This is a genomic window from Formosa sp. F44 (assembly GCF_056238645.1).
This window is the reverse complement of the sequence record NZ_JBWDLJ010000003.1, coordinates 304,208-319,815: the sequence shown is the minus strand read 5'-3', so window position 1 is coordinate 319,815 and position 15,608 is coordinate 304,208. Positions and strand designations below refer to the sequence as shown.

General features: G+C 34.9%; 11 protein-coding genes. All 11 read right to left on the bottom strand.

Annotation, left to right across the window (positions count from 1 at the left end; translation table 11 throughout):
• Nucleotides 1-65: 65 nt before the first annotated feature.
• Complete coding sequence (locus AC0UBM_RS11350) at nt 66-446, bottom strand: cytochrome C oxidase subunit IV family protein (protein WP_475688702.1); 381 nt, start codon at nt 444-446, stop codon at nt 66-68.
• A gap of 26 nt (nt 447-472) precedes the next feature.
• Nucleotides 473-1,453, bottom strand: a complete 981-nt coding sequence (locus tag AC0UBM_RS11345; protein ID WP_434037030.1) for a cytochrome c oxidase subunit 3 — start codon at nt 1,451-1,453, stop codon at nt 473-475.
• A 44-nt stretch (nt 1,454-1,497) separates the two neighbouring features.
• Nucleotides 1,498-2,079 carry a cytochrome c oxidase subunit 3 gene (locus AC0UBM_RS11340; protein WP_434037031.1) on the bottom strand — a complete coding sequence of 194 codons (582 nt, stop codon included), beginning with the start codon at nt 2,077-2,079 and terminating at the stop codon, nt 1,498-1,500.
• A gap of 1 nt (nt 2,080) precedes the next feature.
• On the bottom strand, nt 2,081-2,974 hold the full coding sequence (cyoE, locus tag AC0UBM_RS11335) for a heme o synthase (RefSeq protein ID WP_475688701.1): 894 nt from the start codon (nt 2,972-2,974) through the stop codon (nt 2,081-2,083).
• Between the two features lie 64 nt (nt 2,975-3,038).
• Nucleotides 3,039-5,141, bottom strand: a complete 2,103-nt coding sequence (locus tag AC0UBM_RS11330) for a gliding motility protein RemB (protein ID WP_475688700.1) — start codon at nt 5,139-5,141, stop codon at nt 3,039-3,041.
• Nucleotides 5,142-5,265: 124 nt separating this feature from the next.
• On the bottom strand, nt 5,266-6,072 hold the full coding sequence (locus tag AC0UBM_RS11325; RefSeq protein ID WP_475688699.1) for an energy transducer TonB: 807 nt from the start codon (nt 6,070-6,072) through the stop codon (nt 5,266-5,268).
• A gap of 116 nt (nt 6,073-6,188) precedes the next feature.
• On the bottom strand, nt 6,189-6,908 hold the full coding sequence (locus tag AC0UBM_RS11320) for an energy transducer TonB (protein ID WP_414036602.1): 720 nt from the start codon (nt 6,906-6,908) through the stop codon (nt 6,189-6,191).
• A gap of 57 nt (nt 6,909-6,965) precedes the next feature.
• Nucleotides 6,966-7,346: a VanZ family protein gene (locus AC0UBM_RS11315; protein ID WP_414036601.1), complete on the bottom strand. Its 381-nt coding sequence runs from the start codon at nt 7,344-7,346 to the stop codon at nt 6,966-6,968.
• Nucleotides 7,339-7,719, bottom strand: a complete 381-nt coding sequence (gene gcvH, locus AC0UBM_RS11310) for a glycine cleavage system protein GcvH (RefSeq protein ID WP_414036600.1) — start codon at nt 7,717-7,719, stop codon at nt 7,339-7,341. Before gcvH ends, AC0UBM_RS11315 begins: the two co-directional genes overlap by 8 nt.
• A gap of 67 nt (nt 7,720-7,786) precedes the next feature.
• Nucleotides 7,787-14,986 carry a T9SS outer membrane translocon Sov/SprA gene (gene sov / locus AC0UBM_RS11305; protein ID WP_475688698.1) on the bottom strand — a complete coding sequence of 2,400 codons (7,200 nt, stop codon included), beginning with the start codon at nt 14,984-14,986 and terminating at the stop codon, nt 7,787-7,789.
• A gap of 6 nt (nt 14,987-14,992) precedes the next feature.
• On the bottom strand, nt 14,993-15,574 hold the full coding sequence (gene ruvA / locus AC0UBM_RS11300; protein ID WP_414036598.1) for a Holliday junction branch migration protein RuvA: 582 nt from the start codon (nt 15,572-15,574) through the stop codon (nt 14,993-14,995).
• Nucleotides 15,575-15,608 lie beyond the last annotated feature (34 nt).

Genomic DNA, 15,608 nt, shown 5'->3' with positions numbered 1-15,608 from the left:
TGCAAAAATAAAAAAGACGGTTTAATAAACCGCCTTAATACTTTGATTTAACACTTAATGTGTTATTAAAAATCGTGTGTTATATAACCTGAAGAATATACATTTTCAATATATCCACCTTCTGTTAATAATATAAAAGTTAAGTAACTAATTAAGAAAATACCCGTCCATACAATGGCACGTCTTAATCCTGAAGCCTCATCTCTTAAGTGCATAAAATCCCATGCAATGTAATATGCTTTTACTACGGTTAATATGATGAAAATCCAGTTTAAAATTTTCATTCCAGCAATGTAACCCATTAAAACCTCAGGCTTGTAAATCCCTAATACAACTTCGATAGCTGTAATTACAGAAAGTAAAATTAATACTCCCCTGATTTTATCCTTATTGGTTTTGAACTTTAATGCTCCTCTAAATATCGCTAAATTATGTGTATCTGCCATGTTCTGAAATATTATATCTTAAAAAATTAAACTAAGTAGAAGAATGTGAATACAAATACCCAAACTAAATCTACAAAGTGCCAGTACAATCCGGCTTTTTCCACCATCTCGTAACTACGTCTTTTTTCGTAAGTTCCCACAATTACATTGAAAAATATTATAATATTTAATATAATTCCTGATAATACGTGAAAACCGTGGAATCCTGTAATAAAGAAGAAGAAATCGGCAAATATTGGTTTACCGTATTCATTAACTTGAAGATTTGCACCTTCAACCACTAACTGACCGTTAGACTTTAATTGTTTTAAGGATTCAGATCTAGATAAAACAGTTTTATGCCCTTCTTCGTTAAGAAGCTCTGTTCTAATTAAAATGTTCTCATTCGCTTCTAAACCTTTTACCACTTCGTCTACAGTATACGAAGGCAGTGTTCCTTCACTAGTAAACCAAAGTCCGTTATTGTTTTCGTGCAATGTTCTCTCTGTATGGCTTGCAACGGCAAAATCACTAATAGCTACACGGTGTCCATCGGTATCGACAAACTGAAGTAAGTTCCCTGAACGGGTTTGCACTGCTCCATACTCTCCTTTAATAAAAGTACTCCATTCCCAAGCTTGAGACCCAATAAAGATGATACCACCAATAATGGTTAAAAACATATAAATGGTTACTTTTTGTTTATTTAAGTGATGACCTGCATCTACGGCAAGAACCATAGTTACAGAAGACATAATTAAAATAAATGTCATGAAAGCAACGAAAATCATCGGTAAGTCTTGACCATGCAAAAACGGAACGTGTGTAAACACCTCATCTGCTATTGGCCATGAATCGATAAATTTAAATCTTGAAAATCCGTAGGCTGCTAAAAAGCCAGAAAAGGTTAAGGCATCGGAAACGATGAAAAACCACATCATCATTTTACCGTAACTTGCGCGAAGTGGTTCGTTACCTCCACCCCAAGTCTTACCTTCGGTACCAGTATTTACAACTGTAGTATTCATATTAATTGTTTGGTTTTATTATTAGTCAAAAATATACAAATTATTTATTTAAAGAAATATAAAAACAAAAAGAGGTAAAGCCATAGAAAATCTACGAAATGCCAGAACGTCGCTGCGAGTTCAAAGCCAAGCATTTTCGTGGGACTATACTTTTGTTTAAAATGATTATAAATTACAACAATCAGGCAAATTAACCCTACAACAACGTGTAGAATGTGCATTATAGCAATAACATAGACATAAGACATGGTGATATTACTAGTTGGACCAGTAAAATAATATCCGGCATCTATGATTTCTTTAAAGCCTGAAAACTGATTATATATAAATGCAATTCCTAAACCTAGGGTTGCAAATAATAATATTGTAGTGCGTTGTCTGTTGCCCTTTTCGAGTGCTTGTTTTGCAAAATAAAACGTGATACTACTAATTAAAATTAAAATAGTACTTATTATAAAGGCATTTGGCAACTGGAAGTCGGTTAACCAATCTGGTCGTTTGCTACTAACAATAAATGCACTTGTCCATCCTGCAAAAGACATGATTAAGGAAATAATTCCAAACCAAAGCATCACCTTTTTTGCTCTGTATGTTTTTTCTTCTAATGTACCTTGAGTTAAGTCCATGCTATCTTAAAAATTTATCTAGTACGTAAATAATCTGAATTAATGTAATGTAAGACACACTGGCCAACATAAGTTGTTTTGCAGCTATAGCAGTCATTTTCTTAAACAGAAGAATGGCATAATATAACATTACCAAACCAAATAAAAATACTATTACCGCCGCGATTGGAGATAAAAACAGTTTACCAGAAACCCCAATGGCTGGGATTATAGATATAATAATAGTCCAAACCGTATATATAATTATCTGTACTGCCGTCCCTTTATCTCGCTTCCCTGTGGGCAACATAAAAAATCCTCCTTTTTTATAATCGTCGAATAGAAACCAACCAATCGCCCAAAAGTGTGGGAATTGCCAGAAAAATTGCCACATAAATAACACCCCTGGTTCTATACCAAAACTATTGGTTGCAGCAACCCAACCTAACATAAACGGGATGGCTCCAGGAATAGCACCTACAAATACAGATAATGGTGTTTTTGTTTTTAAAGGCGTATAAAGACAAGTATAAATAAAAATGGAAATGGCCCCAAACATAGCTGTTTTAGGGTTAATTGTATATAAAACGATAAGACCTAATAGAGTAAATATTGTCGCTATAGTAAAGGCTGTATTAACAGACATTCTTCCAGCAGGCACCGGACGATCTTTAGTACGATCCATTAAAATATCTAAATCCTTTTCAATAATTTGGTTGTATGCATTTGAAGCTCCTACCATAAAATAACCTCCAAAAGCCAGTAGCACTAAGGTTTTCAAATCTACAGTATCCACGCCAAGCAAATATCCAGTTAATGAAGAGAACACCACACTTATAGACAGACGCATCTTAGTGATCTCTTTAAAATCTGAAATTATGGAATGTGTCTTTACAGACTGCTGTGTACTACTCAAGGTCTCGATTACTTATCGCAATTTATTAATTCAAAGTGCGCAAATATACCTTGAAAAGTTAATTCTACAAATCAAAATACCAATTAAATAGATCGCTCCTTATTCCTATATTAAACCAGACCGTATTACTCTTAAAAGTTGTTGGTGTTGTGGCATCTGGATTAAAATTTCGATAACTAATATTCGTGAATAATTTTAAATTCGATGCTGGGTTAATTAAGTATCCTGCTTGAAGCTCTGCATTTACCGTTTTTGTTTTTATCCCTTGACCAATTTTAACATTAGTATCGGACGGTCTATCGTTATAATCTCTAAAAATATCACCACCATAACTAAAGCCATCTTCTAACGTATTGAAATCTAAACCGCGTACACCTAAAATTAGTTTAGCATCTGCAAACCAGCGCTCATAGTTATAGCGTCCAATTAAGATAAACTCTCTAAAATTAGCTCCCCACAAATGTGCCATAGACTGATTGTAATTTCCATAATTTAAGGTTATAGTATCATGAGAATAAGTATATGGTCGTACCTGATTGTATTCGGCTTGGAGATACAAATTATCGACATTAAAGGCGTTGTAATATTTGTAACCTAACTGAAATCCGAATTTGTTTTTCCAACTTTTATCGCCTCCGGTAACATCACTTAAAGAAAATTCGTCTAAAATAAACTGCCCATAAAGATTCATATTATCGTTTAGCTTATACTTAGACGTAAATCCCATAATGGCATTCCCTGCCCCTTGTCCTGTTTCGAACTCTATCGCTCTTAAGAAGATAATCGGGTTTAAATAATTTACATCGAAACCTCTATCGTTTGTATTTCCCCAAACCACAGATTCAAACAGTCCAATATTTAATCGGTCGGTAACATTTAAACTTAAATAATGATTAGAGGTGTATTTTGTTAGATAGGTTTTGTCTTCGGTAACCTCAGGACGCACATCTTTAAGCCAAGACCACGTACTAGTATATTTTAATTTCCAAAAAGAAACATTTAGTTTTAAGTACGGCGAAGGAACAGCAACATCACTAACTAATAACGAACGATATCCGTCTCCTATAAAGTTTTTACCATGACCGAACTGAAGGTTCAAAAATTTCGCTGGTGAATACGACATATAAGCTTCGGCAACTGGAAAATCGTAAGCATCGCCACTATATTCTTTTGCAATGCCACGCCCTGGAATTAAAGCGGGGTCTGGCCCCCATGCTTTTATACTTTCGGCATAACTATTGTAATATTGAGCAAATCGTCCTTGACTTTCGTAGAACGAAGTAGAAAAACTAAAGTTCTTCCCCAACCCTCCTTGAAACACAACCCCTCGCGTATTCAAAAATGTCGTTCCGAAATCGGAATCCGTATCGTGTCCGACCTGCAAGTCCATTACAAAGTCGGCTAAAAACCAATAATCCTTTCCTTCGACTTCCACTAAATGATCATTCCAAAACTTTCGTCCTAACCATGTAGATACATCTTTCTTAATTTTCTGTTCTTCTGCCTGAAAATCGTAGTAATTATCGACATCTGTATACAGTAAAGGTTTAGAAGCTGTATGGCTGTTAGTACCAACTAAATTAATATTGCGATCGAACTTCGCATAATAACTATGACTAAACGGAATATTTAAAGTACTCTTAAATTGCTTCTTTGTGTTGAATTTAACAGACTTACTAATACTATCTAATTCGTTTTTTACACGACTATCTATAGGATTATTAATAGATTCTACAATTGCAGGCGCGTCTGTTTGCTCTACATAAGGCGTTAATGGTATACTAAACGTTACTGAGTATTGCTTAAAAATAGGATTGCCACTATAGGTTGCCGGCTGAACATTTGGTAACAACTTAAAAACACGTCTTGCTTCCTCTTGTAATGAATTATAAACGGCATCTGTATACAATACTTTAAAACCGCCTTCTGCATTCACTTCAAACAACACAACCAAATCACCTTTATACTGATCGTTTATTACATCTTCAGGCATCTGAAATACATCATAAACAAAGTTATAAACGGTTTTATCGAAACACGGTTGAAGATCTTCAAACACGACATTTTCACACGACTTAAAAACAGGTGGTTTTTCGTAAAAAGGTTGTTCTTGTGCAAAAATACTTATGGATTGTAAAATTAGTAGACATGCAAATAATCTGTTCATAAAAAAATGGTAACAGTTAGTGTTCGTTTAATGCCGAAAGATACTGTTTTTTAAGAATACATAAATTAAAAAAGCCGATACGATTGTACATCATATCGACTTTTAGTGCGTTTTAAAAGTATTTTTAATTCTGAACCTGAAATAGAATAGGCATGGTATACATAACACTTACATTTTTGTTACGTTGTTTCCCCGGAATCATGGTTGGTACTTCTCCTATTACACGTTTTGCTTCGTTCTCTAGTGTTTTATTAGGCGCACGTGCTTTTACATCAGTAACCTCGCCTTTATTGTTTATTTTAAACTGAACCTGTATTTTTTGAATCCCAGTTAATCCTTCTTCTGAGGCCAAATTGGTGTTAAATTTTCTTTGAACCAGTTTGGAAAGCTTTTTAGACATACACGCTTTACGAGCGTCGTTAGATTTAGCAGATTCGCAACCTGGAAATACAGGTACAACCTCAACCCCCATCATATTAAAAATCTCATCTTCATCTTCTGGTATTTCTACGATATCAAGGTCGGACGCATCTTTTAAAATCGGAGCGTCATCTGCCTGCGTAAATACATCTTTAAAATTTGTTTCAATTGAAGTATCATTATCTACTATGGTAGGGGTATCGGTTAAAATGGTTTTCTTAGCAGTTTTTGGTTCGATGGACTTAACCGCTTTAGGTGCTTCCTTAATAATAAAATTATCCATCGTGTATTCTGAAGACTCTTCAATATTTGCAGCAAAATCTACCACAGCTAACGGTTGCTTATTAAAGGAGGTTTCGAACAAACCGTAGACCATGAGTAAACACACAATCAATCCAATTTGAAAATAAATCATCGCATTGTTTTTCAACTTTACATCCTTACTTCGAATAACATCGCTTTTGCTATTATTTTCTAGTAATAACGATTCTTTTGATACTGATTCCTTCATAATATTTAAATTTAAATGTTAATATTATGATAAATTAACAATAAGCGTGCCGTAATAAAACAAAAAAAATCCCGATACAACCGTATCGGGATTTTAATATATAAACAATATTGTAATTAATCTTGTACTTGGAATACAATTGGAAGTGAGTAAGGTACAATTACTGCTTTTCCACGTTGCATACCTGGCTTCATTTGTGGTAATTTATTAATTACACGAGAAGCCTCTTGCTCTAATTTAGGGTGTGGTGCTCTAGCACGTACACCTGTAATGTTTCCATCTTTACCAATTTTAAAGATTACGTTAATACGCTGTCTTCCTGATAAACCTAATTCTCCAGCTAAATCTGTATTAAAGTTTTTTCCAACAAATTTTGAAATCTTATCAGACATACACTTTTTCTTCTCAGCGTTATTCCCTTTTTCACATCCAGGAAAAACAGGAACGTTTTCAATAATTGAGAAAGGAACCTCTACATCTTCTTCAACCTCTTCTACAAATACTTCCTCTACTTCAGCAATTTCTTCTTCCTGACTAGTTTCAGTAGATTCGATTACAGTTTCTTCAATTTCAACCTCATCCTTTACAACCTCAATAACTTCTGGAGCTGCTGGTGGTGGTGGTGGAGGCGGTGGAGTCTTAATCTGTTCAGTAATGGGAATTTCTTCGTCCATTTCTTCATCCATTGTAATCAGACCGATATCGATGGCTTCTTTATCGTAAGTTTTGTAATTAATTGCGAAATTAGTTAAGGCTAACATCATTGCTAAACCAATCGCAAAGTATAAAGCACTGTTACGTGAGACATTTGCTTTAGGATTCTTCTTAGGTTCCATAATATATTGTTTTCAGGATTGCTAAAATAACCATTTATTTGGCAAAAAAGCAAGCGTTTATATCTTTTTATATTGAATTTTATTCTTGATCGTTAAAATTAAGAGCGTTACAATAACACCTACACTATTTGCAAAAATATCTAAAACGTCAAATTGACGAGTTTCGGTAAGAGCACCTTGAAGGTATTCTATTAATACCCCGAAACTTATCGCGACTACTCCTGTTAATATAAGCACTTTTGCTTGTGTCCATTTATAACCGTATTTAAATACGGCATACCATAATAAACTTAGCAAACAATATGCCAGAAAATGAAACACCTTATCGGTATTCTTGGGAGTTCCGTCTGTAATCGTACCCAAATTCATTAAGCTTACAGTCGCTAAAACAGCAGTATAAAGAAACGCAGCAGGTATTAAAACCCTTTTTTTAAGCACCAACTAAGGCTTTATAATCGGCATCAGACAATAAAGTATCTAATTCTTCTGGCTTAGTAAATTTAAGTTTAATCATCCAACCGTCTCCATAAGGGTCCGAATTTACAACTTCTGGAGCATCTTCTAAGCTCTCGTTAAATTCGATAACCTCACCAGATAAAGGTAAAAATAAGTCTGACACTGTTTTTACAGCCTCAACGGTTCCAAAAACCTCTTCAATATCTAAAGTCTCATCTAAAGTCTCAACTTCTACATAAACGATATCTCCTAATTCGCTTTGTGCGAAATCTGTAATACCTATTGTAGCGACATCGCCTTCAATTTTAACCCATTCGTGGTCTTTAGTGTACTTTAATTCTGATGGAATATTCATTATTTATTTTATTTAATTAGGTTTAACAAATGTATTTATTCAAAGCTAAATTACAAACTTAATTGATTTAATTACCGAAATTATATCGCATTGTTAACCCAGAGCGCAACGTGGTTTGCGGAAACGCCGTAGATATTGCATATTCGGAGAACGTATAATCGAAATAAAATATAGCCGACAAGTTTTTGCTAAACGCATAATCTGCGGTGTATTTTAAGCCCCAAATGGTTTGTCCCGATGTAATCTGATTATTATCTAAATCTAAGTATCTAATAATTGTTTTATTCTCTCTTAAAGACACATCGGCCTTCATGTTAATATCGCTCACAATAGTCTGATTTGGACCTGCTAACTTAGATTTCATACGAACATCCTTAATGCGATATCCTAAACCTAAAATGTATTCGTTCCCTATAATTTCTGTCATTAAATTGTTATCGAAACTCAACGACAATAATCTATCTTTTCTCACTTCTGCAAGAATTTTTACTGAATTTTGCATTTCGAAATCCAAACGAATTAACGGACTAAACATTTCTGTTAAGTTGATGTTGCTATATAAATTTTCGGATTTATAATCTCCCGACTGATTGAATACATAATCCGGCTGATTCTCATAATCTAAAGAATAATTTACCTTATTATAGTCTAAATTGGTAGAAAACTGGTTAATGGTATAGGTTGATCGGTAACCGTGACCAACAGAAAACCTTTTAAAGTTCTTTTTAAACCAAGCCATTTTCATAAACCCTGTATACTTTAAATCCCAGTTTGGCAAAGGCACGTTTCTAAAAGCTCCCAAACTTACGTCATTGGCTCCTACGCCTTGGTAAGCCGATAAGAATGATGGTAACAATACAGCCTGACTTGTTTTCCCAAATCCTAAAGCATACCCATCAATATTTCCACCTTCAAAATTGTCTGGATTAGACATATCTACACCAGCCCGTGCTGCCAATCGTCTAGACACGATTAATCGGTTTGATCTAAACTCGTCGAATGCCTTAGAGCTTGTTTCGTCACTTTTTCCAAATGCTGTTTTAATTAAAAGCGTCGAAATATTAAAATTACCATAGGTATTCGGTGTTAATGACTGATATTGATAATCGTTATTAATCTGATCGACAACAAAGTTTTCTGATAAGCTTTCGGAATACAATCGGTTAAAGATTAAATCAATTTTTAAATCTGTTGCAGGCTCTAAATTCGCCGAAATATCTAATTGCTTATTATGGGTTTCGATGTATTGCTCGTTAAAATCCTGATACACGGTTAACCACCCTTTACTCGCTGCCAATTGTCTAATATCGCTTTGGCTACCTATGGTATATCCAAAAGTAGGTCTAACAGTTCCTAAAAAGCCTGGAGTTTCTAAATATCCTGGTAAGTAGGTTCCGTTATTTTCCTGATAGTTTACCTGAATACGTTTTACCATAGTCGCAATATCTATTGCGGCATTTACCCATGCATTACTCTTACTTTCTGATACAGGTTTTTCTGCGCCTTTTGGACTTCTTGCCGAAACAGCTCCGCGACTATTTTTATTTGTAGGTTTCTTTACCAAACCAATATATCTATAGAACTTATTCATTTCCATAGATGTATTTATGTTATGCACATTGGCATTCTGGATGGTATTTCCTAAATCGTAGGTTTGTCCATCTACTTCTAAATCGCCATATAAATCTGATCCCTTTTGCCACTGAAAATCTCCAGTATACGAATAGGTCGCTTGTAAAAAGCTTAAGAACGGTATTTTGTATAGTGGCAACTCATAATTAACACCTAATTGCTGGTACTGTCTGTTTGGATCTCCAATATCTAAGAACCCATCCCAAACATCCAAAGTAGGATCTTGTGAACCATTAATAATATTGTCCTCGAAATAATTTCTAACAATATTATTTTTTGAAGTGGTGAAGTTTACCTGAAGTGCTCTAGTAATATTATAACTAAATGTATATTGAAAATCGAATGTATAATTACGTCTATACAAATCGTCTAATCCAATATTACCTGCTGACAACTCAACTTCTCTATATCTTTGCTTGTTGTAATTTCTTAAAAAATTAGAACTTACCGTAAATGTTGTAGGTAGGTAATTAAAATTAAAATCCTTTAACACCTTCCAGTATTTACCCATAAAAAGAGAATCGTTATTCTTGAAAGGTTCTATTGATTTAGGCGTAAAATTATAAGCATAATTTGCACCTAAACGCACGGTTTTATCGACTGAATTTTCAATTTCGAAATCGCGATGTTCCACTTTATTAAAAGAATAATTAAAGGTGAAATTCTCTATATCGTAAAACTGAGGTTTAGCTTCGGTTGTTCTAATTTTTCTTACACCGATAAAATTGATGCTTTTTCGCTTCGTGTAGTTTTCGTTTACATTAAGCACAGAATCTTTATTGTTCGAATTATCTAGTATAGCCTCCAATTCTAAATCCTGATAATATTCGTCGTATTTAGGCGTAATTCTTTCCTCGCTCTGTCCGTAATTAAAAGGTAATTGCACTCCCCACTTTTTAGGTAGTAACTGACCTAAATTAACGTTAGTAACCACATCGTATTGTTGCACATCTTCAAGACTACGCTGACTAGGTCCTTGTTCTATAGTACCAAAACCAGATGTACTTTGTCTTCCCGTAGCACTAACATTTGCGAAATCTGCTATATTAGAATCCATACTTAATATCGCTGCCCAACCGCCTTCGTTATCCATATCGGATAAACGCAATTCGTTAAACCAAAACACTCCACATTGTTTGTTAGACGATGCATTTTTAACACCAAGCATTAACGTTCGAATATCTCCAAAATTGGGATTCCCCTTTATCCCAATACGGTGCTGCCCTAAAACATAACCACTGTACTGATCGGTTACCACATTTAAATCACTACCAACCACATCGTAAAATGTAGGATCTTCGTTTAGTAAAGTCCCATCGGATAAACCAATTGCTTTTATTTCTTGTAGTAATTCTATAGGTAAATTAATTTCGTTTTCTTCTGGCCACAACGCATCTCTAGTTGTTCCTTCGCTAACTTTTAAAGGAATCTCAATCTGATAGTAATTCTGAGTTAAATCGTTACCCATTCTTATAAAAGCAACTGGATAATCCTGTAAACCAAGAATACCATCTTCTTCGGCATGTACAAACATTCGCAAACGTTTATACTGACGCATATCGATGCTAATATTCTTATAAACAGCTCTAGAATCTTCTTCTTCCAGATCGCAGACTTCAACTACTAAAGATTGTTCGTTTTGCTGAATAACGGTATTGTTGTTGTATAATTCTTCAGGATCTACACCTGGAGGCGATTGGTAAATTCCATCATTTTCTAAAGTGCTTATCACACCTACAGAAAACTCTGTTTCTGGATCGTCTGGCGTTACATCGTCTTCATCTAAAGCCAAGGTATAACGTCTCCAATCACTTCGCACTAAATCTAGCGTTCCAAAACGGAATATGGTAGATTCACTAAAATCTTTAAGATACATACGCGCGAATCGAATAGATCTTAAATCGCTAATACCTCCTACCGACTTGGCTCTGGCGCTCTCTACAGGTATTCTAAATTGATACCATCTAATATTAGTCGATTGCCCATTTGCCAATAAACGAGGTTCTATTTTAACATCCTTAATATATTCACCTAAAGGATTTGAAGGCGAAATATTTCCTAAATCGCTAGAACTATTAGGTAAATTCTGCGGTGTTAAATCTAATTCGTATTCGTAATAACTATCAATCGTGTTCATGGTATTATCACGATTAATATCTTCTACATCTGGCAGTGTTGTGGAACCTCTATTGGTATCACTAAACACGTCTGGCGAATTCCCATCTACGCCATTATATCGTTTATATCGGTCAAAAATATCTCCCGTTGTATTTAAATAATACACATAATTATCGTTTGATGGATCTGGTCCAAAATCAATTCCAAAAACAACACCTTCTTCGGCATCATTATACCCATCGTACCCTACATCTTGGTTTGTACGTTCACTCCCTTGAGAGTCGAAAGCATATATTAATGCTTGGTTTTGTGGCACAACGGTTCCCCATTCGGTAGTTGGTAACAATCCAGAATTACCATCTTTTGGCAACCCATTTTCATATTGCTTTCTACCATCTTTAATAAGGTCTTCAGAGATGTTTCCTAAGTTGAAAACTAATTTACCTCCTGGGTTTTGTTCATTTTCCTGAAAAGGATCTTGTAACCAAAACTCGATATATTCTACATTGGCTTGCTCGAAATCGGTAGATGTTAGCGCTCGTGTTATTCCTGCCCAACTCGCTTCTGGATTTGGGATTATTCCACTTTTTGTATTGGGATCGAAATTATAAGGTCCGCGTTCTTCTGGATAATAAGCTAAATCTAAAGTGTTTAAAACAGTGGTTTGTCCCTGTGCAATACCTTGTTCTGGGAATAATTCTTGAATAAATACACGACTGGTATATATACTAGAAATATCATCGTCCGACATTTCGGAAGGACGCTGACTAGAATAGAAAATAGGATCTATGGTATACCAGTTTAGCATGGCACGTTGGTAACCGTTCTGAATACCATTCTGATCGGCAGTCGGGTTTTCTGAAATACTCACATCTAATGGTCTACTTGAGAGAAACCAAGATTGCTGAGACAATAATGAAATGGCATTCTGCGAGCCTTCAAAATCGTCGACATAAGCCGTGACTTCCCCATCAAAATCGGTTCCTTTTGGAGCACCTGGTTTTAAATATGCAAATTCACCACGAACAGATAAATTAGATGGCACGTCTGTATCTATATTGGGTAACTTATTAACTAAACGTGTTAGAAATGGCACTTCTGTTGAATAGTTACCGTTAAATCCAAAAATGGTATTATTTATAGGCTCTGTGCTGTAGTTTGCTTTTTGAGTGATTGGTCGCTCGTTTAAATTTAACAAGGTAGCGCCTAACACAAATTTATCACTAAATTGATGCTCTACGTTCACTCCCATAAACCGCTTGGTTTGCTGACCAAATACAGCGTTATTTTCTGTAGAAACTTGAATCGGTGTATTTGATGCTTTTAAAGCTTCATCTAAAATTTGTACTTGACCTAACTGATAATTTACAGTATAATCTATCCCCTCAACTAAAACACGTCCGCCGGCAGTAACCGAAACCGAACCTCTTGGCACATTAAAAGCACCAATAGAAATTCCTTCGCCTCCAGAAGACTTGTAACGTCCTGCAATTTGAAACTTATTCTTTTCGGCATAGTCTAATGCCTTGGTTTTAGTGACATCGTATAATTCGTTATAAACATATTTTTTCTGATTCTCGTTATAGGTAGTTGGATCGTCGTAATTCCCAAAATCTGTTGGAACATCTAAAACATCGAATAAATATTCCCCAAAAGGTTCAACTTTGGTAAATACAATTTTTCCGTTTGAAGGTATAACGGTAATATTATTTACATAATCGAAAAACCCATCTCCCCCGGCCTGCGGATCTCCATTGTAATTTAACTTATCAAAATGAAATAATTGTAGTAATGGCACTTCTTGAATAGGCGTGCCATCGAAATCTGTTCCAAAATCTCCACCTACAGGACTAATATAGTTTAAAGGTGACGCTTCGTTATAAAATATATTTAATTTGAAATCTTCCTGACTTAATTGATAGGCTCCAGTATCGTAAATGTTTTTCATCATCAATTCCCAAATAGGCTGATCTACACTCGTGATTGGACTTTTAAGTAATTTTAAAACTAAACTATTATTTGTAACTACTTGCGGAGAATCAATGTCGCTATCTCCTATATCTGTAGCATCTACACCATCATTAGCAAATTCCCCGACCTGATATACTTGTCCTCCTACAGTAAACTGAAAAGCTACCGCAAGAATTTCATCGTTATTTAATCGCTGATTTAAGGATACATACCCCAATTGGGTATTTAAAAGATATTCTGTGCCTTGCACTAATTTTCTAGCATTTTCAAGTTTAGCGTAATCTTTCCCTTCACTTGTGCCACCAACTAAAATTCCGGATTGTACCGTTGCTATATCTCGAACAGCCGTGGTCAACTGAGAATTTGCCTGACCAATTGCTGTAGGATCGTAAGCATTATTTCCGTTGTCTGGATATGCTCCTGGACTTCCAAAAACATTAACTGCAGAACCTATTAACTCTGGATTCGATTCTCCTAAATCCTGAAATCCTACTATATTTCTTACATTATCCGTACTGTTTGTTCGGTTAGTAATCCATACCTCCATACGTGTGATCTGTACATTAGTATTGATGTATGGATAATTGGATAGTGCGGCATCATACTTTTCTCTAAAATACTGTGCTAAGAAGAAGTGACGATTTTCGTCGTAGTCCCTTGCAAATAATTCGAACTCTTCTAAAGTTCCTCCACCTTGAGCAACGACTGTATTGGTTTCGGATTTCTGTTCTGAAAAAATTCCGGTAACCCGAGTTTTACCAAATTGTAATTGTGTTTTTACACCAAATAAACTCTGAGCTCCTGTAATTAAGGAACTGTTTAAAGGCATACTTACGTTACCAACTTCAATTTTTTGGATAATATCGTCTTCGGTTGGTGTGTATTCTAATTTTATTAAATTCTGAAAATCGAAAGTAGATTGGGTATCGTAATTGGCAGTAACTTGTAAACGCGTCCCGACCTTACCTAATAAACTTAAACTAATACGCTGGTCAAAATCGAAACTAAAGTTACTTCTATTTCTTGGTGAAAATGCTGGATTATCTTGTTTAGAAAACAGAACTCCCAAATCCATTTCTACCGATCCTTGAGGAATAACATCGATAGTACTTCCTCCGAAAATAGATTCGAAAAAGCTTGAATTTACATAAAACTGAGGTAATAGATTTTTAACCTCCTCTTCCGAACCATCTTTTTTCCCATCAAAAGCATCAATTTTTTGCTTGTAATACGATTTTAAATTTTCGGCCTGAACCATTTGTTCAAACTCGGATGGTGTTAAAATTACGGGATAATTTATATTAAATTCACCTACAGATTCTGTATAAATATAACGATCTGTAAAGGCATCATAAGTATATTTTGAAACAATACTTGCTGGATTAGCGATATTAATACGTCCCAAACTATGCCCAGTTTGGATACTATCTTGTGCTGTTGTAGGTGCAACCTGAGCAAAAGCACTTGCACTTACTAATAACAGAGCAAAACAAACAACATATGTTTTAATTGTAGAATAAATAGCGTTAAATCTGGTTGTATTCAAAATCTATTATAAATTTTTTAAAGCTTGTTTTATGATGGTTTCTACCGATGCATCAGGCTCTGCCTTAACAATCTTATCGACAGCACGTTCTGCTTGCTTCTTAACAAAACCAAGAACTTCTAAAGCAGATAACGCTTCATCTTTGTTGGTATTGCTTGTAGACACAGAAACTTCATCAATTTCGTAAATCTTTAAAACTTTATCTTTTAAATCTATAATAACACGTTGTGCTGTTTTTACACCAATCCCTTTAATAGATTGGATTAAAGCAACATCTTCTTTAGCTATTCCTTCTCGAACCTGCTTTGGGGTTAAAGACGATAACATGGTACGTGCCGTACCTGCTCCAATACCACTTACAGAAATAAGCAGTTTAAACATATCGCGTTCAGCAATAGAAGAAAACCCATACAAAGTATGGGAATCTTCTTTTACTAAAAGTTGAGTATATAGTTTTATATTTTCCTGATCAGGAATTTGAGAATATGTATGCAAAGAAATGTTTAAAAAATAACCTACTCCATTACAGTCTATAACGACATCTGTAGGGTTCTTTTCTACCAATTTCCCATGAATATGTGAAATCATTTGCTTGTTTTGTTATAACTCCAAATGTAACATT